Here is a 26,497-nt window from a genome sequence, read left to right as displayed (position 1 = left end):
GCAATTTCTTAATCTGCAAAAACATTAACTGTGGCGTACGAGAACAACGACAAAAAATTGGAAAGCATTTACAGCAAAAGAATTCGCGCTGGAAAAAGAAGGACTTATTTTTTTGATGTAAGAGCTACTCGTGGTAATGACTACTATCTGACCATTACTGAAAGCCGCAAGCGGTTTGATGATAACGGTTATGACAGGCACAAGGTCTTCTTGTATAAAGAAGATTTCAACAAGTTCATTAAAGCGTTGAATGAGGCGGTTGATTATGTTAAAACAGAATTGATGCCCGACTTTGATTTCGATGCATTCAATCATGACGAATTACCGGAAGATGGAGAAGTACTGGCAGGTGGTGCTTCAGAAACGGTAGAAGCAGTAATTGAAGAAGTAAGAGAAATTCCTACGGTTACAGCTTCAGCGCCGAGCGCAAGCACGTCCAACGAAGAAGTAGATAAATGGTAAGACCATTTTGAACTGAATAAAAAAGCCCCCTGATCTTTATCAGGGGGCTTTCTTTTTTAAGCGGAATCAACACTTTCGTTTGAGTTTCGGCCTGGGCTTTATCTCTAATGCTCCCTTGCCAGGACCAGGAATCGCTCTCGCTATTTAATTGATGTAAAGAAACGCGGCGGACCGCAACGATACGCAATGGACGCAGCGCAAACAGCCTTGGAAATGGTTGTATTTCGTTGCGCTCGCCGTGTATCGTTGCGTCCGCCGCGTTCCTTTTATGCCAGTCAATATCAGGTCTGCACTGGAAAATCCAGCCTTATCTCATCTTCTTGAACGCATTGATCAATCCATTCGTAGATGAATCATGCGAGGTTACAGCCTGATCATTCTCCAGTTCAGGAAGGATCTTATTCGCCAGCTGTTTACCCAATTCAACACCCCACTGGTCAAAGCTGAAGATATTCCAGATCACACCCTGCACGAAGATCTTATGCTCGTACAATGCGATCAGCTGACCCAGTGTATACGGCGTGATTTTCTTAATAAGGAATGAGTTCGTCGGTCTGTTGCCCGTGAATACTTTGAAGGGTAGGAGCTTGCTGATCTTGTCGGCATCAAGGCCCTGTTTCTCCAGCTCAGCTTTTGCTTCCTGTTCCGATTTTCCATTCATCAATGCCTCTGTTTGCGCAAAGAAGTTGGACAGCAATTTAACATGATGATCACCGAGTGGATTATGTGATTGCGCCGGCGCGATAAAGTCACAGGGGATCTTGATACTTCCCTGGTGGATCAGCTGATAGAACGCGTGCTGTCCATTTGTGCCGGGTTCGCCCCAGATCACCGGACCTGTTGCATGATCAACCGGCTTGCCGCTGCGGTCTACACTCTTGCCATTACTCTCCATATTTCCCTGCTGGAAATACGCGGCAAAACGATGCATATACTGGTCATATGGAAGAATGGCCTCTGTTTGCGTACCAAAGAAATTCGTATACCATAGACCGATCAACGCCATCAATACGGGGATATTCTTTTCAAACGGTGCTTCCCGGAAATGCTGATCAGTACTGTAAGCGCCTTTCAGCAATTGCTCGAAGTTTTTGTAACCGATGCTTAATGAAATAGATAAGCCGATCGCACTCCATAATGAGTAACGGCCGCCGACCCAATCCCAGAATTCAAACATGTTCTTTTTATCGATACCAAACTTCACTACCTCTGCCTCATTGGTTGAAAGCGCCACGAAGTGTTTGGCAATATGCGCTTCATCTTTTGCTTTTTTCAGGAACCATTGTCTTGCGGTGTGCGCGTTGGTCATTGTTTCCTGTGTCGTAAATGTTTTTGAAGCGATCAGGAACAGGGTTCTTTCCGGTTTAACTTTCTTTAACGTTTCGGCAATATGTGTGCCGTCAACGTTTGACACAAAGAATGTTTCGATCTCCTCTTCGAAATAGGGTTTCAGGGCTTCAGTGACCATCAATGGCCCGAGATCACTTCCTCCGATCCCGATGTTCACGATATATTTGATGCGTTTGTCAGTATAGCCTCTGTGTTCTCCGCTATGTACTTTGTCAGAGAATGTTTTCATTTTCCGCAATACCTTTTTGATCTGTGGCATCACGTCTTCGCCGTCAGCCAGTACCGGATCTTTGGAGAAATTGCGCAGTGCAGTATGCAACACAGCACGGTGTTCCGTTTGGTTGATCACATCACCGGAGAACATTGCTTTGATACTTTCCTTTACTTTGGATTCTTCAGCAAGTTTCAGTAGTAACGAGATCGTTTTTTCTGAGATGATATTCTTTGAATAATCAAAAAGTATGTCGTCCAGTTGCAGGTGAAAACGTTCAAATCTTTCTTTGTCTGATGTAAACAGGTCTTTCATTTTTACAGCCTGCATTACGGTGTGTTCTTCTTTCAGTAATTGCCATGTCGGCGTTGCCGTAGGATTGATCTTTGGAAGCATTGGATGTTGTTTATATTGATGATATAATGCTGATTGTGTGTTCTGTCATTTGTGCGGTGATATCGAGATGCACCACCAGCCTGACACGATTTGGTGCGATTGCGTACGCTAAAATTCCTTTTTCTTTAAGTTGTGCAACAAACTGCGGAGCAGTATCATCATTCAATTCAAAGATGATGATATTGGTTTCTACCGGCAATAGCTCTTTCAGCCATTTTCTTGTACTTATCGCATGAGCGATCTGTTGTGCATGCGCATGATCGATCGCCAGGCGGTCTATATGATGCTCCAGCGCATAAATGCCGGCCGCTGCCAGGAAACCTGCCTGCCGCATACCGCCGCCAAAAGCTTTTCTGACCCTTCTCGCTTTTTTGATCAGGGTATGGGTGCCAAGGAGCAGACTGCCGACAGGGCAGCCAAGGCTTTTGCTCAGGCAGATTGAAATGCTGTCAAATGCTTCGCCGTATTGTCTGGCGGTCTGTTTTTTGGCAACCATCGCGTTCCATAGCCGCGCACCATCGAGGTGAAAGGCAAGCCCGTTCGCTTTACAAACCTCACGGATGGCGAGGATCTCCTGCCATTCATAACAGCTTCCTCCTCCACGGTTGGAGGTGTTTTCCAGCGAAACCAGCGTGGAGGCAGCCCGGTGAATATCATCCGGATTGATGGCGGCTTTCACCTGGCCTGCTGTAATGCGGCCACGGTCGCCATATAGCAGCTTTACAGATGCTCCGGAATTAGAGGCAATGCCGCCACCTTCGTACTGGTAAATATGGGAGGTTTCGTCACAGATCACTTCATCGCCCGGCTGCGTATGGCACTTGATCGCTATCTGGTTGGTCATGGTACCCGAAGGGCAGTAAATTGCGGCTTCCATCCCAAACATGGACGCAGCTATCGTTTCGAGCTTGTTTATTGAAGGATCTTCAGAGAAAACATCATCACCTACCGGCGCGGACATCATCGCCTCCAACATAGCAGGAGTGGGCTTCGTAACTGTATCTGATCTGAAATCGACGATCATGAAGGAAATTTACTTGCAATATACTCCGTTCGCTCCTCAAAATAAACAGTTCGCGAACGTGTTTGGTTCTGCTTAACTTGATTTCATAATTTGGCAACATCATGAACACTCCAACCATTTGGGAATATGCCCTGCTTGTAGGGTCCTGCATACTGCTTGCCCTGATCGGATTTTACCTCCTGGCCAATTTCAGGAAGATCTTCCGGCAGACCATCAGGATCGAATGGCTTCGCAGAAATATAGTGGTCTGGATCGTTGCCGCCTGTATCATCCTGGCCGCAACGCCAATGAATGGGGAACTGGTGTATGCCGTTAAAAAACATGGATGGAGATATGCGTTAATGGGTGAACTGATCGTGATCACGACCAACACGCTGATCGTTTTTAATCTTGCCTGGTTTGTGGCGGAACACCGGCTTTTCAGACGGCTTTCTTTCGCCAGAAGGCAAACACTTGTATTGTTTACATTGATCCTGGCTTTTGTTGGTGTCAATCTGCTGGTGAGGTACTTATTCACTGATGAGCCATATGAATACGCGGGATTTTCCGTCGTGATGAGCGTATACTTCGCCTGCGGAACAGGGTTTGTATACATCATGGTCAGCTATCTCAACCTGGAAAGGCAACGGAAGTTCGATGAAAAAGAACTTGAGCTGAGCCGCCTTCGCGAACTAAAAACAAAGGCGGAACTGGATGCGCTGCATTCAAAAGTGAACCCTCATTTCTTATACAACGCTCTTAATTCGATCGCTGATCTCTCCATCACCGATGGTAAGAAAGCAAGAAAGATGACAGTGGCGCTGGCTGATCTGTTCCGTTACAGCATAAACTACAGTAACAACAATTACTCATCCATCCGGGAAGAGGTGGAAATGGCTGAAGTTTATCTTCAGATAGAAAAGATCAGGTTTGAAGATCAGCTTAGTTATCATATCAACGTGGATGATGCAGTGATGCATTACCTGGTTCCCCGGTTTGTACTACAGCCACTGATGGAAAATGCGGTGAAGCACGGGTTGAAAGCAACCGGGAAAATGACGGAGATCAGGCTGGACATTAAACTTGAACAAGGAATACTGGTGATACGCATCAATGATAACGGACCACTCTTTACCAGTGAGCTAAGCCCGGGCTATGGTGTGAGAAGCGTGTATGATAAATTGGACCTTTTATTTCCCGGGGGGTATGAGATCCATTTTGGCAACCAGCCAAGAAAAGAAGTGGTAATCTATATAAAAAAACTAATGAAAAATGAACCAGCTATATAAAGCGATCCTGGTGGATGATGAGCCGGCAGCACGCCGCCTGATGAAGAATCTTTTACTCGAATATCATGAACTGGTCCAGGTAGTCGGCGAAGCCGGGACAGGGGAGGAGGCTATTCAGAAAATCCAATCCCTGCAACCCGATCTGATCTTTCTCGATATTCAAATGCCCGATCTTACCGGTTTTGAAGTGATCGAACGGTTGTCAAATAAGCCGAACATCATTTTCACCACAGCGTATGAGCAATACGCCATGAAAGCGTTTGAAACGTTCTCGATCGATTACCTGCTAAAGCCGATCAAGGAAGAACGGCTGACGCAAAGCATGGAAAAACTGAAGCGGTTCGGAAAACTGAATGCGACAATAGATGTATTGGGGTTACAGGAAATGATCCGCCAGATACAAACACCTAAACAGGCGACGGCTCTATCTATCCGAACCGGCGACCGGATAATCCTGCTCAGGTTTGATCAGATCGTTTTTCTTGAATCGCAGGATAAATATGTTTATATCTATACAGCGGAAGGACAGAAACATCTAACTGATCAGACCTTATCAGCACTCGAAGAAAAATTGCCGGAACAATTTTTCCGCATTCAGAAATCATTCCTTATTAATAAGGACAGGATAAAGGAAATGCACAGGCATTTCAACGGCCGGTACCTTTTTGTGATGGATGATAAAGCCGGTTCGAGGATCACTTCAGGTCGGACGTACTACGAAATGATAAAAACGGAATTTGGCCTGTAGTCATTTTAGCTCTCTGCCATTCTCGCGCCATCATCATAGATACTCTGCTCAACGCCATAAACCCCGGTTCAACCAACATAATACCCCACCTCACCGGAATTAGATTCTCTGCAGCATGGCTTCGTTGTTACTTTGTTACAGCGAGCTTCGAAAACAGCCCGGTAAGCTCCAACGATTATTTCCTTTCCGCCCATCCTTTACAAAATCCCTTCATCCTAAACGACCCTAAAGCTGTAACCTGGATCACGCAGCTGCGTCACATTGAGACAATTTACATGACGGCCGCTTATCCCTGATAAAGGCCGCTTAATTTAAAGCAATGATCTTGGTATTGCAAAGTACCTACCTTTAAACTGTAATAAACAAGAACAAGTACTTATTATATAAAACCATTGAAATGAGAAAAGTCTTATCCTTGCTGGCGTTATCCTTAACCTTCTTATCCTTAGCCAGTTATGCTCAAACTAAAACCGGTCGTATCAGTGGTACTGTTATTGACGGCAGCACAAAAACAATTGAATCTGCTACGATAACGCTTCTGAAAGCCAAAGATTCGTCTGTGGCGAAAATGGCGGTGGCCGATAAAACGGGTAAATATGAGTTTGAAAATGTTCCCGAAGGGCGCTATATCGTGGCGATTTCCGCGGTCGGACATGAGAAAGGCTTTTCTGCTCCACTGGAGATCTCGGCCACTTCAACAGCTGTTGAAGTAAAAACCATCGAACTCGTACCACAGGCACAGGCAATTGCCGGCGTAACCGTCACCGCAAAAAAACCTGCCATCGAGCAAAAGCCTGGTAAAATGGTGGTGAATGTGGATGCATCACCAACAAATGCCGGTTTAACAGCCATGGAATTGCTGGAAAAATCTCCCGGTGTAACGGTAGATAACGACGGAAATATCAGTGTGAAAGGTAAACAGGGCGTCATGATCCTCGTTGACGGCAAGCCTACTTATATGAGTGGCGCTGATCTTGCCGCTTTGCTGAAAAACATGCAGAGCACTAGTATTGATCAGATCGAGATCATGACCAATCCGCCTGCAAAATATGATGCGTCAGGTAATTCCGGCATTATCAATATCAAAACAAAAAAGGGTATTGTAAAAGGAATGAATGGTAACGCCAATGTTGGATATACCCAGGGATTGTATGCCCGTTTCAACGGTGGTGCCAATCTGAACTACCGGAATAACAAACTCAACGTATTCGGCGGCTATAACGCTGGTACATACGAAGGATACAACAGGCTGCTGATCGACCGTAAACTCTATGCGGCGGATAAAGTGACTTTGCTCCGTACCATCGACCAGGTATCAAGACCGCATTTCGAAGGTGTATATCATAATGCCAAAGTGGGAATGGATTATTACTTCTCAAAGAAAGATGTGGCAGGTGTGGTGATCAACGGTAACTTCAATACAAATGATGAAGATCCATACAGCAATACCAATATCAGGGATAACAGCGGGAAGCTGTTGAGCAAACTCGAATCATTTGCTGATAACAGCAGGAAATCATCCAACATTACTACCAACTTCAACTATAAACACACGTTTGACTCAACCGGCCGTGAGATCAGCACGGACTTTGACTGGGCCTATTACGATAATGACAATAGAACAAGTTTACTGACCAGGAGCTTCAATGAGAACAACCAGCATATGCCCGGCCAGGATGTACTGATGCCAGGTATTATCCCATCTGTTGTCAAGATCTATAGTGGTAAAGTGGACTATGTTCACCCGTTCAAAAGCGGTCTTCGCCTGGAAGCCGGTGCTAAAACCAGTTTTGTGAATACGGATAATAAAGTGAATTACCAGCGTAACGGAGTAGATGCGAAAGACCGTAATAACCACTTTATTTATGATGAGAATATCAATGCTGCATATGCGATCCTTTCCCGTTCTATCAAAAAATGGGAACTGACAGCCGGCCTGCGTTTGGAGAACACGATCGCAAAAGGACATCAGCTGAGCAACGACTCTTCATTCAAACGTAATTACACCAACCTCTTCCCCAATATTGGAGCAGGTTACAATATGAATGAAAAGAACCAGTTCAACCTGAGCTACAGCCGCCGGATCATGCGCCCGGATTATGATGACCTGAACCCTTTCATCTTCTTCCTGGATTCGCTGACTTACGGACAGGGTAACCCTTACCTGACTCCTCAGTTCACAAACAATTTTGAATTCAGTCATACTTATAACCGTTTCCTTACAACAACAGTCAACTATACACAAACAACTGATATCATTACTGAATTGCTGAAACAGGACACAGAAAAGAACATCACATTCCAGACAAAAGATAATTTCAGCACGATGAAACAGTGGGGTGTTTCTGTAATGGCAAATATCCCGGTACGCAAATGGTGGAATGCGAATATCTATACCAACGTCTTCCGCAATAGCTACAAAGGTTTATACAATAACGATCCGGTTGAGATTGCTTTTACCAGCTTTCTCGGTAATATCACCAACTCATTTACGTTGGGCAAAGGATGGAATGCAGAGATCAGCGGATGGTATCGCAGCAAAGCGGCAGAAGGTATCCTTGTTGCTAATGCGATGGGTGCAGTGAACAGCGCGATCACCAAACAAATGCTCAAAGGAAAAGGAACATTGAAATTTGGCGTACGCGATATCCTGTGGACACAAAAATTCAATGGCTACGCAAAATACAGCGATGTAGACGTAATGATCAGCAGCCGCCGCGATAGCCGCCAGTTCAATATGAGCTTTACTTACCGCTTCGGTAAAAAGAATATTGCCCCTGCACGCAGAAAAACAGGTGGCGCGGATGATGAGCAGAACAGGGTGAAAAGCGGAGGAGGAAATTAAACCTGCAGACAACAGAGCGTGGATCCTGAACATTGACATGTGTTTTATATGGCCGCATCAGATTGATGCGGCCTTTTTTTGTCTGCCCGGTGCCATCAGTATCAATTCCGGCAGCCAATTCAAGGAGTTCAATTAGCTTAATATCTAAAGATTTCCCTGCGTTCTTCGCTATTGCTTTGCATTCTTTGCGATACCCCTACGCCGGACAAGCATTCCAAAGCGGTGACAACCATCAAAAGCCCGGGTAAACTTGTACCGGTCTGAGATCTTATAAACCGGGGCAGGCGGCAGGCCTGGATGTCCGATCTGTTCTCCCCAAAATGATAGACCCTTACGGTGATCTTTGTCACAGTAAAAGGATGTTTCTTTCGTGTAATTGTCTTTAAGTTTTACTTTCGCATCTTCCGTGAGGTTAATCAAATCATTCAACTAAACCTTTTTTGCTATGCCCTCATTTGATTTTGTAAGTAAAGTGGACGCGCAGGCATTGGATAATGCTGTGAACGTTGTCACGAAAGAAATAGGAAACCGTTTTGATTTCAAAGGAAGCCATGTGGTGATCGATCTTGATAAAAAGGAGTTCAAGCTGAAGCTTGAGACCGACGACGATATGAAGATGCGTCAATTGCTTGATGTACTGATCAGCCGTGCAAATAAGCAGGGGATCGCCCCTGAAGCATTCGATCTTTCGAAAGAAGGCGCACAGAGCGGTAAGGTCTGGAAGAAAGAAGTACAGGTGCGTAACGGCCTCAAACAGGAAGATGCCAAAAAGATCGTTAAGATGATCAAAGACGCCGGCCTGAAAGTGCAGGCGTCCATCAATGACGACCTGGTTCGCGTAACCGGCAAAAAGATCGATGATCTCCAAACTGTCATACAGGCATCAAAAACCTGGGAACTGGGTGTGCCCCTTCAGTATGAAAATATGCGCTCCTGATCCGTTTTGGGTATTCTGGGGTATGCAGCCTGCACATGTTAACTGAAAAAAGTTCATAACCTGTGCAGAACCCGCCACCACAGCCGTTTTCCGGTGGATAACCAGGTGCAGAACGGGTGCATACTGAAACCCTCAGAAATTTGGAAACAGCTGGTTGAAAGAACTATCTTCAATGTACAAAGGTTGCAGATCTGGCAACAGAAATGCGACGGGAATTGCGAAATCGATCAAAAGAGGCAGCAATTTCAAAAAGCATCGGGTTTAGTCAAATAAACTTGATGCTTTTCTTTTTTAGTTAACCGGGAACGCTTGATCATTGATCGTTGTCCGTTCACCGTTATCGGTTATCCGGGATCATGTTGAAAAGTTGGGGGATGTTCTACAAAATGGCTTGGGTTGAAATGTTCCGGATGAGCATCGCTCGCATAAACTTCTTGCGGCTCTTCCACCGTAGCGAAGCGGAGGAGGGAACCTGGGCCAGTCGCTCAAAAGATTTATCGCCCTCAGCGTGTCAGCTTGTCACCATTTTTCACTGCTTAAAATCCCGACAAACTTTGGAAGGCCAAAGGACGACCAAGAGACGAACTAACGACGACTAACAAGCATTTCAAAAACACGCGAAGTCTGACCTTTAATGATTATCATCAGTCAACACATCAGCTGGCTTCTCGTGCCAGAATGTCGTATCTGAGGAGTATATATCGCTTCAGGGCGTGCTCCCGTTTTTTGTGCCCGATCAGACAGCTATCGCTTAAAAAACCTGTAAGTGGATAAGTGATAATAACCCGTTTGCAGGATACCGGCAAGCCTGATTACATCAGGCGAGGGACCTAAGCGCAAAACTTCAAACTTTTAAACCATTAAACATTTAGACAACCATCCCACAACCTTTACGCTTGATCCGTTGTCCGGCCTTCGGCGAAATCCTTGCATAATCAACTCATAGCTAAAGAAATGGTTACTATTTTTTGCGTATTCCGGTCAACGGTCAGCGGATAACGGTCAACGGACTATCGCGGACGCTTTGGGGGCAACGATTGCCATTCCCACCACAAGATATATTTTGCATTTCCCCCTTTCCTCTCTACCTTTGCCAACCTAAAAAATTTATATCATCGTCACGGCAAAATCCGTGCGGCCTTAAAAATCATTTAGTTATGAAAAAAGGTATCCATCCCGGCAGTTACAGACTGGTTGTTTTCAAAGACATGAGCAATGGTCAATCATTCCTCAGCCGCTCAACTGCAGGTTCAAAAGAAACGATCAAATGGGAAGATGGCAATGACTATCCCCTGATCAAACTCGAGATCTCCAGCACTTCTCACCCTTTCTTCACCGGTAAGAACGTATTGGTTGACACTGCGGGTCGTATCGATAAATTCAAGAAGAAATACGAAAAGAAAAAATAATTCTTTAGCTTTAGTTCAGACAATTCTGCACTAAGCATAAAAGTTTTGTTTTTCATGGCTATACTTTAAGCCCTGCTGATTCCTCAGCGGGGCTTTTTGTTTTTAGATTGAATCTGTTTCAAATCTGACCGTTGACCGTTGACCGTTGTCCGTTGACCGTTGACCGGAATTCAAGCGAGTTGGAATAGAATTGGGTCTTCGTGTGCAAATTAAAAGAGTGGGGCTATCACTTAACACGATAGCCCCACTCTTTTAATTTGCACGGACAACGGACAACGGACAACGGACAACGGTCAACGGTCAACGGACAACGGTCAACGGACAACGGTCAACCGCCATCTCCTTCATTTGTACTATCTTTCCCGTGTGAACAAACTCATCTTCACAGAGGAATTCTGTCAGCCGGAAAACCTCTATCCCTTTACATTGACCCGCAAATGCCAGGATATACGCGTGGGCATTCTCACCATCCGCGAGAAATGGGAGAAAATGACCGGCTTCGTATCGGTTGATAAGAACGAAGACGATTATAAGGGGTTGGACAGAGCAATCAATCTGGATACGATCGGCAAGGCCGATACCTGCTTCATGGTGCATGGCAATCTTTTGCCAACCGTTGCGCTAGTAAAAAAGATGAAACGCCTTAAGCCGGGTGAATTCATCATTGCCGATGGAAGTTCGGGGATCGTTTTTTGTTTTACCCATCAACAGATCAAAGAGAAACATCAGGTCCGGGTAACGAAATCCGTTGAGTTTGAGGGTGAGGTCAAAGAGATCAAATATCCCTGGCAGATCTTCCAGCTGAATGACTGGGCGATCCGCGAGGATTTTGCCCTCCTGACCCGCAAGCGTCGCTCTCAGGCCATACCCAAATCAAATAAGGTCACCAATCCTAAAAATATCTTTCTCGAAAAAGGAGCCAGGGTGGAACATTGCATTCTTAATGCGACCACAGGCCCGATATACATAGGCAAAAATGCGGAGATCATGGAAGGATCGGTGATCCGTGGTCCCTTCTCCATCGGAGAGAATTCTGTACTGAAACTGGGTTCCAAAGTATATGGCGCTACTACGCTGGGGCCATATTGTGTCGGCGGTGGTGAGATCAAGAATGCGGTGATGTTCGGCTATTCCAACAAAGCACACGATGGATACCTGGGAGATTCGGTGATCGGCGAATGGTGTAACCTCGGCGCCGGCACCACCAACTCCAACCTCAAAAATAACGCGGGCGATGTTCGTGTTTGGACGCCCGGCGGCCAGCTCAATGCCGGAATGAAATGCGGCGTACTGATGGGCGACTACTCAAGAACCGCGATCAATACGAGTATCAACACGGGAACCGTCATCAGCGTTTCCTGTAACGTATTCGGTAACGGACTCACCCCGAAATACATCCCCGCATTTTCATGGGGAAGCGAAGGCGTGAACCGCTACGCATTCGAAAAGGCCCTCATCGATATAGAAGGATGGAAGAAATTAAAAGGACATGCCATTTCTGATAATGAAAAAAGCATGCTGAAGTATATCTTTGAGAAACTTTAAAAGTAATTTCTTTTACACATAGCGTTTACTCCGTTCAACAACTAAACGAATTACCTGGCTACAAACAGATATTTTTACTTTTTAATTTTGACTTTTTACTTTAAAACAGAACATACTTATGAGAAAGCAGATCGCAGCAGCTAACTGGAAAATGAATCTAACATTTCAACAGGGAGAGAAATTGCTGGATGATATCCTCGGTGCGAATATTGACCTCGCTGATCATCAGTTGGTGATCTTTGCCGTCCCTTCTCCTTACCTGCTCATGACCAGAAGTGAAGTAGAAGAAGAAAAGAATTACTACACTTCGGCGCAGAACTGTTATAATAAAAAATCAGGTGCTTATACCGGCGAGATCTCTGCGGAAATGCTGCATTCCATCAACGTTCCTTATTGCGTGATCGGTCACAGCGAACGCCGTGAGTACTTCAATGAGTCAAATGCGGTGCTTGCGGAAAAGCTCAACCTTTGCCTGGAAAATTATATCACACCGATCTTTTGCTGTGGTGAACCCCTTTCCATCCGCGAAGCAAATACGCAAAATGAATTTGTGGCACAACAACTGAAAGAGTCGCTCTTTCATCTTTCACCGGAAAAGATCAAAGATATTGTGATCGCTTATGAACCTATCTGGGCGATCGGCACAGGTAAAACAGCTACAACGGAGCAGGCGCAGGAAATGCATGCATACCTCCGTTCAGTATTGGCTGCTCAGTATGGCCAGTCAATTTCTGACCAGATCTCTATCCTGTATGGCGGAAGCGTGAAAGCAAACAACGCAAAGGAAATATTCGGATCTCCGGATGTTGACGGAGGTCTTGTAGGTGGCGCTTCACTTGTTGCTGCTGATTTTATCGAGATCATCAAGGCATTGAAAGCCTGATAAGCATATAGTAGTTTTAAAAAAGGCTGCTGTGGTGTTTCCTTACGGCACTTAGCGTATAAGGAAGCACCGCAGCTTCACTTTTTTGACGGAGTTCTTCATATAAAGCGGGCTGTTGCTGCACCTGTTGAAGGTAGGTGGCCAATTCCAGTACATCTCTGTACCTGATGCATGCATTCTCCAGCATCGGATCAACAGCGAGTTCAGCCGGGATGATCAATGGCTTTGCATGCCTGATCGCGTCAGACATGTTTCCCGAGACAATTGTTTTTCCATACTCTTCCGCAACATCATCCGCAATCACGGTTTTGAGCACCGAGGGACTGAACACATAATGTGACTCATGCAGTACGCGGTCAAATTCAGGCTGATCTACATGTTCTTCCTCATAGAATTTCAACTGTGAGAACCGGCCATTCCATTCGATGGCCTTTTTCCTGATCTCTTCTCCGTACGCGTCATAGAAACTTCCCAGCAGCGTAATCCTGGTGCGAACAGCAAGTTGCTCCAGCTGCCGCAGGAGGTCAAAAACAAGCCCGTAATCACGTCTTCTGCCATCAACGCTTCCCGGTATGGCGAGGTTTATGATCTCTGAGGAAATTGGTTGGAGCTGAAGGGCATTTTCCGGCTCATAGATACCTCCGGGAACAACATGGATCTTTTTGTTTCGGCCAACCCGCATTTTCAGCGCAGGCACCAGGGTGGGAGAGATCACATTGAATTCATTCACCACCCGGCAAAGGAGCTTTTTACCAATGGCCCTGATCAATCTTTTAGGATGCCAGATCTTTTGCGTAGCAGTCATATTGTTCACCATGTGAACCGTCATAATGATCCTGGTCTTACCCAGGAACATCGCCAGTATCGCATAGAGAATGAAATTGTCTGCAACGGTATTCAGATAAAGCAGGTCTGTCCGATGTTTCCGGCATTCTTTGTACAGCGTAAGAATGAACTGTCTTTTGGACTCATTCTCCTTTCTGACCACCCACCTGTACCTGTCCTTTGGAAGTTTGTGCTGAAGTTGCCCGAACGTGACCGGGTAGCAGCAGATCTGGATCTGATTGCTGCCGTTATCAAAAAGCCTGATCACCGGGTAAGCGGCTTCAAAATGTTCTGTTTCGAAAATGGTAACGTTCATGAGTTTCACCAAAGACAGATACGAATATAAGCCATCTGCCAGGCATCGGTGAGATTTGATAGAACAGCTTCTGCTATGGCCTGCTGGCAGAAATCGCCTTTATATGTTAAGTTTGTAACAATCCCGGTAAAATGCCGGAACCTGCTTTGGCAAATATCAAACGAAACTTCTTTTTCAATTTCCTCTTGTCCTGTGCGCAGGTGCTCTTTCCTTTATTTTCCATCCCCTATATTTCAAGGGTACTGGATCCGGAAGGAGTGGGCCGGGTAGGGTTTATTGACTCGTTCACCTATTATTTCATCGTTCTTGCCGAGCTCGGCATTACGGTATATGGGATCCGCGAAGTTGCCAGCAGGAAAAATGATGTGGTGCAGCTACGAAAGCTTGTATCTGAATTGTTGTTTCTTCACCTCGTTTCCTCGCTTGTTGCTTTGATCTTTTATGCTGTTGGGATCGCTGTTCTGTGGGAAAAGATCGGGGATACCCGCCTGATCCTGTTTTCAGCTTTATTCTTCGTGGTGAATTTCTTTTCCTGCGACTGGTATTTTATCGGCCGGGAGAAGTTTGGCTTTATTACCCTCCGGACTGTAGTGGTGCGTTTGCTGGCACTGCTTTCAATTTTTTTGCTGATACACAAACCAGATGACTATTACATCTACTATGGTATTATCGCGGCAGCGGGGATTGCCAGTATTGTTTGGAACCTGATGATATTACTGAAAGAAACACCGGTTTCGTTTCGTTCGGTAAACTGGAAACAACATCTGCCCAAAGTACTGATCACCTATCTGATCGCGATCCTGTACAGCATCCCCATCTGGCTGGACAACGTATTGCTGGGCCTGGTAAGCACGGTCGCGGCCGTCGGGTATTACGCATTTGCGGTAAAACTGATCCGTACAGGCACTACTTTATTAACTGATTCATTTCTTGTCTTCTTTCCCCGGATCGTATCACTTGCGGATGGGAACGATGAAAAGCAATTGCAAGAGAAATTACGGATGAATATACAGTTCATCATCCTGCTTGCAGTGCCGATGGGAGCCGGGCTTTATTTGCTTGCCGGAGATTTCACTCATGTTTTTTATGGAAATAATTTCACGCAGGTACAGCAAGACCTGAAAATACTGGCCTTGTTTCCATTGTTAAAAGGAGTAAGTCTTTTTTTGAGCAATCCGGTATTGATCGCTCACAGGTTTGAAAGAATATTTCTCAATAATCTGCTGGTCGGTTCTGTCTTCTTTGTGGTTACTGCGATACTGCTAGGTTACTGGAAAGAAGATAGTGGCATTTGCGTGGCTTTAATAATGACGGAGGTCCTGCTGATCATCCTGAATTACCTGAGCGTGCGGCGCGTCCTGCCGTTGCTTGTGGTGTTCGACTGGAAGAGTGTTGTGCATGCAATGGCGGGGGCTTCGTTGTTCATTCCGGTAATATACCTGACAGGCGAACTGATCGCAGATCCCGCACTCCGGTTGATCATATCTGCATTGGTCTGTATGCTGGCCTACTTTACATTTATTACATTTATAGCGCGGAATGAATTCGCGCTGAGGTTGAAAACTGTATTGCTGAACAGCATGGCCCGGCCATGATAGTCTATTAATATTTTGTCGTCCTGAAGAACAAGTATTTTATATCGCAATTCTCTCATGAAGTATATCAACACGGAGGTGTTGGTTATACCGATGCGGAAAAGATCCTGGCCTCTGAAGGATACGTGCCATTGATATTGCCGGGGATAGATCAATTTTCTTTTTGGAACAAACTGAAACGGTTGCTTCGCGTGATGTACTGGTTTTTGTTTCTCCCACGAAACGCCGTGGTCGTTTTTTTAAGTCCTGTATATCCCCGCATGTACCGTGTGCTGATCAAACTGCTTTCCTTCCGGAAAAGTCTTCGCCTGATATGTTATATCTGCGATATTGATGGGGTAAGAGATGGTGATCTGAATGTACAGGCAGCGGAGACTCGTTTTTACCGGTTATCGGATCAGTTTATTGTTCACAACGCATCAATGGAGAAATGGCTGAAGGCGACACTTCACGATGCCGATACTGCAGTGATCGATTTTTTCGACTTCCTTGCCCAGCCATCTTCGGAAAGGAAGGAACTTTCATTCGACATAGCCTTCGCAGGTAATCTTTCAAAAAGCCCATTTCTTGAACATATGGAAACAGTGCTGCGGCAATCGCCGAAGTTGAGGTTTCATCTTTTCGGAGAAGCCACCGTTAGGATGAAAGATCAAAAGAATATAGAATGGCATGGTGTTTTTGAACCGGGGTCATTACCGGGTAAATTGCCCGCTTCATTCGGATTGGTGTGGGATGGAGATAGCACAGAAGGACTGAAAGGACTGGCAGGGCAATACCTGGTCTATAACAGTCCGCATAAATTATCTCTGTATATATTAAGCGGTCTTCCGTTGATCGTGCCTGCCGGATCTGCTTCTGCGGAACTGGTCCGTAAATACAAAATCGGAGTTGTGGTAAATGATTTGTCTTCTATACAAAACGAAATTGAAAGGATCAGCATAGACGAATATCATCAAATGCAAAAGAATATGTCTCCTCTCGCAAAACAGATCAGCAGGGGACAAAGGTTGATCGCAGCGCTGGCGGAGCTGGATGAAAAAGCTTCATAAAAAAAGAACGGTGCCCGATCTGCACCGTTCCTTTTTTATAGAAGACTATCGTTTAAGAATGTCTATAGGTTTGCCTGATGCCTTCTCTGTGCTGCGGCGATAACTTCAATCGCCCTACGCGATCCGGTCATCGGCGATCGCGCACTACAGCCGCCTCAAACAAAATTACCCTAGAACTTCAGTTTCTTCATGTACTCAGCATTTTCCTTTGTTGCTTCCAGAGGAGTCGTGCCGGTATATTTTTCCTGTTCTACAATGTAGTATTCCATGCCTGTAGCCCTGGCAGTTTTCAGGATCTTCGCAAAGTCGATACTTCCCTTGCCAAGCGTGCAGCTATCAGCGGCTTCTGTCGCATTTTTAGTTCTGTCTTTAACGTGGCAGGAGCGGAAACGGTTTTTGTAATTCTTCAGCCATTGCTCAGCATCCTCACCAGCGGTAACTACCCAATAGATATCCATTTCGAAATCAACCAGTGCAGGGTCTGTACCCTTCATCAGTACATCCTGTGGAAACTGGCCTTCCAGTTGTTTGAACGTATAATCATGGTTGTGATACGCGAAGCGGATCCCGGCTTTTTTACAGATCTCTCCTTTTACGTTAAAGTCGTCTGCGATCTTCTTGTAATCGTCGAGGGTCTTTTGCGCGCCTTTCCAGGGACAGATCAGGTATTTCATACCGATCTCTGCAGCCTGTGCAGCCTTTTTTTCAAAGTCTTTATTGATATCACAATGGCTGGCGATGTATTCCGTACCGAGATCATCCATGTACTTTTTGAAATCGGTATGTGTCATATTCCAGAAAAGGCCTTGGGGACCTTCATAGCCTTCGATCTGTTTGTAACCGAATGAGGCCACTTGCTTCAGCACACCTTTGGGGTCTTTAGGAAGATCATCACGGAGTGTGTACAGCTGCAGACCAAATTTGGTAAGGGCTGCCACATCGTCTTCCAGTGTCCCCGGGGTTGACCCTTCTTCTACTTTCTTTTCATCTGACCCAAAGTTACAGGCAGCGGGAAAAATGGCTAAGGCGAGTGCTGCATTGCCTCCCATTCTCAGAAATTTTCTGCGGTTATAGTTCATTGGTATTATTTTTTTAAATGTTAACCAGTGGCGGCCCACGCTTTATCTCCTTTTTTATAAGGAAATGCTCCATCGTATTTGCCGGGTACAGGCATATAGCGGAGAGCTTCTGTTGCGCCGATCTTGGAAGTGAAGAAGCCGGTAATGGTCAGCTGTTTGAACATGGTAAAGTAATGCGACTGCATTCTTTCCTTTTTAAAGTCCTTATTACCTTTCTCTTTTTCTTCTTTTTCTTTCTTCTTTTGCTCTCCGTCGAAATCGTTCTTTTTCTTCTGGTATTCTTTAGCTTCTTTATCGAGGCTGATCAGCAATGACTGTCTTTGTTCAGGGCTTGCTTCCATAAAGCCGGTCTTGTGCATTTTTTCACAAGCTTCGTTCAGCGCTTTAATGCCTTCGTGGAAGGTTTTCTGATCTTCAGCATCATAGCAGTCATTCACCATTACCTTCATGAATTCACCAACCTGCGCGTCTTTAGCGCCCGGTGTTTTCGTTTTGGGTAAAATAGTTTCGCCTACTTCGTCAAGAAAAGAAATGTCTTCTGCTGAGAAATCAACACCACCCAGTTTGGGATCATTCTTACAACCAGACAGGAACATTTGTCCGCCGATCAGTACACCGCCGGTAGCAAGCGTTACAAGTTTTAGCAATTCTCTACGATCCATACAGTAATTTTTCTTTGAGGTTAAATAATATTAATCTGTTGATCAGAGATTTCCTTTTTTCAATTCACTTACAGCAAAGTCGGCTGCTCTTGCCGTCAATGCCATATAAGTGAGCGAAGGGTTTACGCAGGACGCGGATGTCATGCATGCACCATCTGTAACGAAAACGTTCTTTGCGTCCCAAACCTGGTTATGGCCATTCAGCACGGATGTTTTTGGATCGCGGCCCATGCGTGCGGTGCCCATTTCATGAATACCCATGCCCACCTGGTAGCCTGAGTCGAATGTATATACATTCTTCACGCCAGCGGCTTCAAGCATTTCTTTGGCATCTTCCATCATATCTTTCCGCATCTTCTTTTCGTTCTCTTTGATCTCAACATCCATGTTCAGGACAGGCAAACCCCATTTGTCTTTGGTGTTCTTATCAAGAGAGATCTTGTTTTCATGATAAGGAAGCATTTCTCCAAAGCCGGTAATGCCCATGCTCCATTTACCTGGTTCAGATAAAGCGTCTTTGAAATCGCCGCCTATCGAAAGCTCGGCTACTTCATTGCCCCATCCTGAGCGGCTTCCCGCGCCCTGGTATCCAAAACCACGGACATAATCGCGTTTATCATCATAAATATTTCTGAACCTTGGCACATAGATCCCGGTTGGTCTGTAGCCGTAGAAATATTTGTCCTCGTACCCTTCCATGGTTCCGCCGGCACCGCAACGGAAGTGGTGATCCATCACATTATGTCCAAGCTCACCGCTGCTGCTGCCGAGGCCTTCGCTCCATACATCCGTGGCGGAGTTCATCAGCACCCAGGTTGAGTTAAAGGCAGAGGCGTTCAGGAATACGATCTTCGATTTGTATTCGTATGTTTTGTTTGTTTCAGCGTCCAGCACTTCCACGCCGGTTGCCTTTTTCGTGTCTTTATCGTACAATACTTTTGTTACAATAGAGAATGGGCGCAGCGTAAGGTTGCCCGTTGCCATCGCGGCAGGCAGCGTTGCAGACTGAGTGCTGAAATAGGCGCCGTAAGGGCAACCTCTCCAGCAACGGTTGCGATACTGGCAATTAGTGCGTTTCTGTTCCGGTTTTGGTTCCGTAATATTTGCAGAACGCCCGATGAACATATGGCGTGAGCCTTTGTAATGTTGCTTCAGTCGTGCCGCCACATCTTTCTCCACGATATTCATTTCCATGGCAGGAAGGAATTCTCCATCTGGTAATGCTTCAACACCTTCGCGGCTTCCCTGCACCCCTGCAAATTTCTCTGCATAGCTGTACCAGGGAGCGATATCATTATAACGGATCGGCCAGTCAACGCCAAACCCGTCCTTTGCATTTGCTTCAAAATCCCACTTATTAAAACGATAACTTTGACGCCCCCAGGTAAGTGAACGGCCTCCTACATGGTATCCGCGGAACCATGCAAATGGTTTGGTTTCGGTGTATGGACAGTCTTTATCTTTCGCCCAGTAATCAAGTACAATTTCATTCAGCGGATAGTCCCTTTGCAATACCGGATAATCCTTCAGCATCTGCTGTGTGGGTCTCAGTCCGCGGTGAGGAAACTCCCATGCCGCTTTATTCGCGTTCACATAGTCCTTCACGTGCTCGATATTACGGCCGCGTTCCAGCATCAAAACCTTCAGACCTTTTTCCGTCAGTTCTTTCGCTGCCCAGCCTCCGCTGATCCCGGAGCCCACGACGATCGCGTCATAAGTGTTGTCTGCCATAGAGTAATTTTGTTTGTATCATTAAAATGTGGAATCAATGTCAGGGATGGTAAGTTTAATAGTTTAAAGGTTTTAAAGTTTAATAGTTCAAAGCCTGAGCACCATTAATAGGGGTGAATGACTTTTTAACTATTGAACATTTAAACTTTTAAACTTCTCTCGCTCACACATCACAAATACTTATCGCCTTCTTCAGCGCCGCCACCTTCTCCTTGTCCGTTTTGCCGGTCGGAATGTATTCCTGCGCAACGTAACCCTTATAGCCTGTTTCGACGATCGCTCTCATAATAGCGGGGTAGAAGAGTTCCTGTGACTCGTCAATTTCATGACGACCCGGAACACCGGCTGTGTGATAATGTCCGAAATACTGGTGATTATCCTTTATCGTACGGATCACATCACCTTCATTGATCTGCATGTGATAGATATCGTAGAGCAGTTTGAAGTTAGGTGAGCCGAGTTGTTTGCAAAGCTCAACGCCCCATGCACTTTTATCAGCCATATAATCTTTGTGGTCGACTTTGCTGTTGAACAATTCCATCTGGATGATCACGCCATGTTTCTTCGCAAGCGGCATGATCTGCTTCAAACCAGTTACGCAATTCTTTAAACCTGTTGCATCATCCATGCCTTTTCGGTTTCCACTGAAGCAGATCAGGTTCTTATAACCAGCCTGTGCAACGAGCGGGATGGCTTCAGTGAATTCAGCTATGAGTTGGGGATGAAGATCCGGGCGGTTCCAGCCTTCCGTCAGGCTGATCCTTCCGGCGGTGTAACACATCGAACAGGTGATGCCATGTTTCTGCAGGACCGGCCAGTCTTTTGGGGCGATCAGGTCGATGGCATTCAGTCCGAGTTTTTTTACAAGAACGCAAAGCTCTTCCAGGGGAAGATAGCTGTACGTCCATTGACAGACAGAATGATTGATCTTACCTTTCAGTTTGGTATTTTCTTCCATATCTGAAGAAGCTAATGCGTTAATTGAAGGAAATGCTGTAGCGGCGAGTGAAGCAGCGGCCACTTGTTTCAGCATCTTTCTACGGGATGAACTGTTTTCCATAATTACAGGATGACAGAATTGATTAAACTGTTGCTTTTATTTCTTTCTCTTGCTTGAAAAGAACGGCGAATACAAGGAATACCACTGCGGCAATCGCAGAAGGGATCAGCCAGATCATTTTATAATCGTGCGATCCGTCAGCCAGTGTGTATTTGTCAGTGATCATACCAGCTACTTCAAAGCCGATCAGCATGCCGACACCATAGGTGGCAAGTGTGATCAACCCCTGTGCGGCGCTTTTGTACTTTTCGCCTGCTTTGGAATCTGTATAGATATAACCCGAAACAAAAAAGAAATCATAGCAGATCCCATGTAAAGCAATACCAATGATCAGCATAAAACTAAGCTCACCGGCATTTCCATAAGCAAACAGTGCATAACGGACTGCCCAGGCAAGCATACCCACCAGGATGGTTTTCTTGAAACCGTATTTCTTAAAGAACAATGGAAGCAACAACAGGAAGATCACTTCTGAAGCCTGACCGATGGTCATTTTCCCGGTAGGATTACTCACGCCGGAATTACTCAGGAATGAATTTGCATTCTGATAATAGAATGCAAGAGGGATACAGATCAGGATCGACGAAATAAAGAAGATAGCGAAGTTCTTGTCCTTTAATAATTTCAACGCATCCAGACCAATTATCTTTCCAAGCGATACTTTTTCTCCTTTTCCTTTCGGTGGTGTCTTAGGCAGTGTAAAGCTGAACAGGCCCAATGCAAGAGACGCAATGGATGACATCAGGAATGTATTTCTCAACAATCCTTCTGCACGGCTTTGCTCAGAATCCCAATGGAATACAAAACTGATGATCAGGCCTGCAACGATCCAGCCGATCGTCCCGAACACACGGATCAGGGAGAACTCTTTTTCCGGATCTTTCATCTGGTTGAATGATACCGAGTTGACCAACGCGATCGTTGGCATATACAATATCATATAAGATAATACATAAGGGTAAAAAACTTCTATTGAGGCCGCATTATACATCTGATACATCAACACCGCTCCTGCAAGGTGCAATACGCCCAGGATCTTTTCAGCATTCACAAAACGGTCAGCGATCAGACCAATGATAAATGGAGCAATGATCGCTCCCCATGATTGGGTAGAAAATACACTGGCACTCTGACCGCCCGATGCCTGAAGATTATCATTGAGAAAAGTACCGAGAGTTACAAACCATCCTCCCCAGATAAAGAATTCCAGAAACATCATCAGGGATAACTGAACACGAGTGGTTGATTTCATATAGAGCCTTTCGTTTTATCAATTTAATATGCCTACAAAAGCTAAATGTACTATTTTTAAACACACTTTACATTTGCATGACGAGAAATTTAATGTGGGGGGTACACGGTGATAATTGTGGAAGTGACACTTAATCTTCGTTGAGCGTTGTCCGTTGACCGTTAACCGTAATATCCGGTTAACGGTCAACGGACAACGGTCAACGATCCTGCTTTTCTAACTAAAAACTAATGACTCAAAATATGCTGAATCGAAAATTAAGAATGGGTATGATCGGTGGTGGACCAGGCGCTTTTATAGGCGCTGTGCATCGTATTGCCGCTTTTATGGATGGACAAATTGAATTGGTTTGCGGTGCTTTCAGCAGTGATCCGGAAAAGTCAAAGCAGGCAGGCGAACAGTTGAATCTTCCACTGACCCGGGTATATGGATCTTACAAGGAAATGATCCGTGCCGAAAAGGCTTTGCCGCCAGACCAGCAGATGGAGTTTGTAAGTATCGTCACTCCGAATCACGTTCACTTTGAACCCGCAAAGCTTGCATTGGAAAATGGGTTTCATGTGGTGCTGGATAAGCCAATGACATTTGACCTTAAGGAAGCACAATTACTGAAGGAAATAGCTGCAAAAAGCGGCCTGTATTTCTGTCTTACCCATACCTATACAGGTTTTCCTATGGTGAAAGAAGCGCGTCAGCAGGTGCTGAGTGGCAAATTCGGTAAGATCCGCAAAGTGTACGTAGAGTACCCTCAGGGGTGGCTTAGTTCCTTTATCGAAGCGGACAATAATAAACAGGCTTCCTGGAGAACAGATCCCAAGCAAAGTGGTATCGCAGGAGCCATGGGAGACATCGGCACCCACGCATTCAACCTGGCCGAATATGTAAGCGGCCTTCAGGTAACAAAACTTTGCGCGGATATCAATATCGTGGTTGATGGTCGCAAACTTGATGATGATGGCGCCGTATTATTAAAATTTGATAACGGAGCAAGCGGTGTGTTAATGGCAACACAGATCGCTACCGGCGAAGAGAATAACGTTAAGATCCGCGTTTATGGCGAAAAAGGAAGCCTCGAATGGAAGCAGGATGATTGCAACAGCCTGCTTGTAAAATGGCCTGACAAACCAATGGAGATCTTCAGGGCAGGAGCCGCTTATACATCCAGTTTCTCCAGGCATAACACCCGCATTCCTCCGGGTCATCCCGAAGGATATCTTGAAGCATTCGCCAACCACTATCGTAATTTCGCGCTGACAGTGAAAACAAGCCTGAATGGGGGAAAACCAACGCCTGAAATGCTCGATTTCCCCGGAACAGAAGACGGTGTTCGCGGAATGAACTTCGTGGAAAAAGTCATCGCAAGCGGAAAAAGTGATGCGAAATGGATAGAATTTGATAAGTAAAAAGTAAAAAACACTAGTTATTAACCTTCCTGTAAACAAAAGAATCTGCGCTCTATCAGCCGCATTTTTTAATTTTTACTTTTGAATTTTAATTAAAAAAAACACATGACAACAATACAAGGTCCCGGTATTTTTCTTGCGCAGTTCCTCGGTGATAAAGCACCATTCAATGATCTGCGCTCGATCTGTAACTGGGCAAACAGCCTGGGCTTTAAAGGCGCACAGATCCCTACCTGGGATCCAAGATGCATCGACCTTCAAAAGGCTGCGGAAAGTAAAACCTACGCAGAGGAAATCAAAGGTATTGTGAATGAGTGCGGAATGGAAGTGACAGAGCTTTCCACGCATTTGCAGGGCCAGCTCGTGGCAGTTCATCCCGCTTACGACGATCTCTTTGATGCATTCGCACCTGATGCTGTAAAAAAGAATCCGAAGGCCAGGCAGGAATGGGCCGTACAGCAGTTGAAATACGGAGCAAAAGCTTCTCAGAATATGGGGTTGACCGCGCATCCGACATTCAGCGGGGCGCTCTTATGGCATACCTTTCATCCATGGCCGCAACGTCCTGCCGGCCTGGTAGAAGAAGGGTTTAAAGAACTTGGTCGCCGCTGGCTCCCTATCCTTAACTATTTTGATGAGTGCGGTGTGGACGTATGTTATGAGATCCATCCGGGTGAAGACCTCTTCGATGGAGTAACCTACGAAATGTTCCTCGAGGAAGTGAACAATCACCCGCGTGCCTGTCTTTTATATGATCCTTCTCACTTTGTGCTGCAGCAACTGGACTATATCCAGTATATCGATTTCTACCATGAACGGATCAAAGCCTTTCACGTAAAAGACGCTGAGTTCCATTCCACTGGAAAGCAGGGCACGTTTGGCGGCTATCAGAGCTGGCTGAAAAGAGCCGGCCGCTACCGTTCCCCGGGCGATGGCCAGGTGGATTTCAAACAGGTGTTCAGTAAACTCACCGAATACGACTACAAGGGCTGGGCCGTGATGGAATGGGAGTGCTGCATCAAGCATCCGGAAGACGGGGCAAAAGAAGGTGCAAAATTTATCCAGGACCATATCATCCGTGTTACGGAAAAAGCATTTGATGATTTTGCCGGTGTGAAAACAGATGACGTATTTAACAGGAAAATACTCGGATTGAGTTAATTTTAGCGCCGTATCCACATAATGACGAATAAAACACAACAAAAAATGAGAAAATTTATCTTGGCCGCCACTGTATTAGCAACATTGGCAGCTTGTGGGGGAGGGGAGACGAAAACAGGCTCTGGCCCGGAAACTAAACCAACTGAAAGCTCAACTGACACACCTGCAGCAAGCGATGATCTCTCTTCAAATCCTGACTATAAAAAAGGACTGGAACTGATCGCGCAAAGCGACTGCTTCACCTGCCATAAAGTAGATGAGGCTTATACTGGTCCAACCTATCGCCAGGTGGCTGACAAATATGCTGCACAGGCCCCCGGCGTGATTCCTGAGCTTGCAAAGAAGATCATCGATGGCGGCACGGGTGTTTGGGGCTCAGCTCCGATGATCCCGCACCCTTCTATCTCGCAGGAAGATGCTGAGGCAATGGTTAAATACATTCTTTTACTCAAAAAATAATCGTTCATGATCAAAGCAACCCTGGTAGCTTCTTCAGTTGCCTTATTAGTAGCTTGCAATAATAACGCAGAAACAAAAGGAGAATTGACGAACAAAGACACTACACAAACAGCCGCCGGCTCATTCAATATTCTCACAGAAGAGGAGAAAAAGGATGGCTGGGAATTATTGTTTGACGGTACTACCGTAAAAGGCTGGCATACGTATGGCTTTCCTGGCACCATCGGTTCCGCCTGGAAAGTTGATGACAACTCACTTCACCTTGATGCTTCCGTTAAAAAAGGCTGGAAGATCGAAGGCGGCGGTGATGTGGTAACTGACCAGGAATTTACCAATTTCCACCTGCAGCTCGATTGGAAAATTGATACAGGTGGCAATAGCGGTATCATCTTCTATGTAAATGAAGACACTACAAAGTATGAAGATACCTACAACACAGGCCCTGAGATGCAGGTACTCGATAATGAGAAACATGCAGATGCAAAGATCCCCAAACACCGCGCTGGTGACCTGTATGACCTGATCTCTTCCTCTTCTGAGCCTGTAAAGCCAGCGCTGGAATGGAACCATGCTGAGATCAAAAGCATCAATGGTAAACTGGATCTTTACCTGAACGGCGTGAATGTTGTTTCCACCACAATGTGGGATGATAACTGGAAGAAACTCCTCGAAGGAAGCAAGTTCAAAACAATGCCTGGTTTCGGTACATTCAAAACAGGGAGAATTGCTTTGCAGGACCATGGCAATAATGTGTGGTACAGGAATATTAAGATCAGAAAGTATTAAGCATATTCGATAAGATTGATAAAGGTGTTGAGGTAGATCTC

22 protein-coding genes are annotated in these 26,497 nt (G+C 45.5%); 14 read left to right on the top strand and 8 right to left on the bottom strand.

Annotated features, from left to right (window positions below):
* Positions 1-30: 30 nt before the first annotated feature.
* Positions 31-462 (top strand): DUF3276 family protein, encoded by a 432-nt coding sequence (locus LZZ85_RS10850; RefSeq protein ID WP_237871533.1) that lies wholly within the window; start codon positions 31-33, stop codon positions 460-462.
* Between the two features lie 307 nt (positions 463-769).
* Here the strand turns inward: LZZ85_RS10850 and pgi are convergent, their stop codons facing one another.
* Together pgi and LZZ85_RS10840 are read right to left on the bottom strand one after the other, a co-directional pair.
* A complete protein-coding gene (gene pgi, locus LZZ85_RS10845) occupies positions 770-2,419 on the bottom strand; it encodes a glucose-6-phosphate isomerase (RefSeq protein ID WP_237871531.1) in 1,650 nt (549 codons plus the stop codon).
* A gap of 10 nt (positions 2,420-2,429) precedes the next feature.
* Positions 2,430-3,443 carry a threonine aldolase family protein gene (locus LZZ85_RS10840; protein ID WP_237871529.1) on the bottom strand — a complete coding sequence of 338 codons (1,014 nt, stop codon included), beginning with the start codon at positions 3,441-3,443 and terminating at the stop codon, positions 2,430-2,432.
* A gap of 101 nt (positions 3,444-3,544) precedes the next feature.
* On the opposite strand from LZZ85_RS10840, the gene LZZ85_RS10835 reads away from it, so the two are divergent.
* From LZZ85_RS10835 to tpiA, 7 genes are all read left to right on the top strand, one after another.
* Complete coding sequence (locus LZZ85_RS10835; RefSeq protein WP_237871527.1) at positions 3,545-4,711, top strand: sensor histidine kinase; 1,167 nt, start codon at positions 3,545-3,547, stop codon at positions 4,709-4,711.
* A complete protein-coding gene (locus LZZ85_RS10830; RefSeq protein WP_237871525.1) occupies positions 4,695-5,459 on the top strand; it encodes a LytR/AlgR family response regulator transcription factor in 765 nt (254 codons plus the stop codon). Before LZZ85_RS10835 ends, LZZ85_RS10830 begins: the two co-directional genes overlap by 17 nt.
* A 397-nt stretch (positions 5,460-5,856) precedes the next feature.
* A complete protein-coding gene (locus LZZ85_RS10825) occupies positions 5,857-8,304 on the top strand; it encodes a TonB-dependent receptor domain-containing protein (protein ID WP_237871523.1) in 2,448 nt (815 codons plus the stop codon).
* Between the two features lie 445 nt (positions 8,305-8,749).
* Complete coding sequence (locus tag LZZ85_RS10820) at positions 8,750-9,241, top strand: YajQ family cyclic di-GMP-binding protein (RefSeq protein ID WP_237871521.1); 492 nt, start codon at positions 8,750-8,752, stop codon at positions 9,239-9,241.
* A gap of 1,157 nt (positions 9,242-10,398) precedes the next feature.
* Positions 10,399-10,650, top strand: coding sequence for a type B 50S ribosomal protein L31 (locus LZZ85_RS10815; protein ID WP_237871519.1), 252 nt, complete (start codon positions 10,399-10,401; stop codon positions 10,648-10,650).
* 366 nt (positions 10,651-11,016) lie between these two features.
* Positions 11,017-12,195 carry a putative sugar nucleotidyl transferase gene (locus LZZ85_RS10810; RefSeq protein ID WP_237871517.1) on the top strand — a complete coding sequence of 393 codons (1,179 nt, stop codon included), beginning with the start codon at positions 11,017-11,019 and terminating at the stop codon, positions 12,193-12,195.
* Between the two features lie 118 nt (positions 12,196-12,313).
* Entirely contained in the window at positions 12,314-13,078 is a 765-nt protein-coding gene (tpiA, locus tag LZZ85_RS10805; protein WP_237871515.1) for a triose-phosphate isomerase, read from the top strand.
* Positions 13,079-13,094: 16 nt separating this feature from the next.
* Here tpiA and LZZ85_RS10800 read toward each other — a convergent pair whose 3' ends face one another.
* Complete coding sequence (locus LZZ85_RS10800; RefSeq protein WP_237871513.1) at positions 13,095-14,219, bottom strand: glycosyltransferase family protein; 1,125 nt, start codon at positions 14,217-14,219, stop codon at positions 13,095-13,097.
* Positions 14,220-14,350: 131 nt separating this feature from the next.
* Here LZZ85_RS10800 and LZZ85_RS10795 point away from each other — a divergent pair, with 131 nt between their 5' ends.
* A complete protein-coding gene (locus tag LZZ85_RS10795) occupies positions 14,351-15,814 on the top strand; it encodes an oligosaccharide flippase family protein (RefSeq protein ID WP_237871511.1) in 1,464 nt (487 codons plus the stop codon).
* Positions 15,815-15,837: 23 nt separating this feature from the next.
* Positions 15,838-16,863, top strand: a complete 1,026-nt coding sequence (locus LZZ85_RS10790) for a glycosyltransferase (RefSeq protein WP_489884419.1) — start codon at positions 15,838-15,840, stop codon at positions 16,861-16,863.
* A 170-nt stretch (positions 16,864-17,033) separates the two neighbouring features.
* Here LZZ85_RS10790 and LZZ85_RS10785 read toward each other — a convergent pair whose 3' ends face one another.
* The 5 genes from LZZ85_RS10785 to LZZ85_RS10765 form a co-directional block, all read right to left on the bottom strand.
* Positions 17,034-17,942 carry a sugar phosphate isomerase/epimerase family protein gene (locus LZZ85_RS10785; RefSeq protein ID WP_237871507.1) on the bottom strand — a complete coding sequence of 303 codons (909 nt, stop codon included), beginning with the start codon at positions 17,940-17,942 and terminating at the stop codon, positions 17,034-17,036.
* A 20-nt stretch (positions 17,943-17,962) separates the two neighbouring features.
* Positions 17,963-18,604: a gluconate 2-dehydrogenase subunit 3 family protein gene (locus LZZ85_RS10780; protein WP_237871505.1), complete on the bottom strand. Its 642-nt coding sequence runs from the start codon at positions 18,602-18,604 to the stop codon at positions 17,963-17,965.
* 42 nt (positions 18,605-18,646) lie between these two features.
* On the bottom strand, positions 18,647-20,335 hold the full coding sequence (locus LZZ85_RS10775) for a GMC oxidoreductase (protein WP_237871503.1): 1,689 nt from the start codon (positions 20,333-20,335) through the stop codon (positions 18,647-18,649).
* 163 nt (positions 20,336-20,498) lie between these two features.
* Positions 20,499-21,395, bottom strand: a complete 897-nt coding sequence (locus LZZ85_RS10770) for a hydroxypyruvate isomerase family protein (protein ID WP_237871501.1) — start codon at positions 21,393-21,395, stop codon at positions 20,499-20,501.
* Between the two features lie 22 nt (positions 21,396-21,417).
* Complete coding sequence (locus LZZ85_RS10765; RefSeq protein WP_237871499.1) at positions 21,418-22,647, bottom strand: nucleoside permease; 1,230 nt, start codon at positions 22,645-22,647, stop codon at positions 21,418-21,420.
* A gap of 242 nt (positions 22,648-22,889) precedes the next feature.
* Between LZZ85_RS10765 and LZZ85_RS10760 the strand changes: the two genes are divergently transcribed.
* The 4 genes from LZZ85_RS10760 (at position 22,890) to LZZ85_RS10745 (ending at position 26,456) form a co-directional block, all read left to right on the top strand.
* A complete protein-coding gene (locus tag LZZ85_RS10760; RefSeq protein WP_237871498.1) occupies positions 22,890-24,050 on the top strand; it encodes a Gfo/Idh/MocA family protein in 1,161 nt (386 codons plus the stop codon).
* 105 nt (positions 24,051-24,155) lie between these two features.
* Positions 24,156-25,211, top strand: a complete 1,056-nt coding sequence (locus LZZ85_RS10755; protein ID WP_237871496.1) for a sugar phosphate isomerase/epimerase family protein — start codon at positions 24,156-24,158, stop codon at positions 25,209-25,211.
* Positions 25,212-25,256: 45 nt separating this feature from the next.
* Entirely contained in the window at positions 25,257-25,670 is a 414-nt protein-coding gene (locus LZZ85_RS10750) for a c-type cytochrome (RefSeq protein ID WP_237871495.1), read from the top strand.
* A 6-nt stretch (positions 25,671-25,676) separates the two neighbouring features.
* Positions 25,677-26,456 (top strand): 3-keto-disaccharide hydrolase, encoded by a 780-nt coding sequence (locus LZZ85_RS10745; protein ID WP_237871494.1) that lies wholly within the window; start codon positions 25,677-25,679, stop codon positions 26,454-26,456.
* The last annotated feature ends 41 nt before the right edge of the window (positions 26,457-26,497 follow it).

The organism is Terrimonas ginsenosidimutans, from assembly GCF_022012415.1.
GTDB lineage: Bacteria > Bacteroidota > Bacteroidia > Chitinophagales > Chitinophagaceae > Terrimonas_A > Terrimonas_A ginsenosidimutans.
The sequence above is the reverse complement of the archived record's forward strand: the minus strand, read 5'-3'. Positions and strand labels throughout refer to the sequence as shown.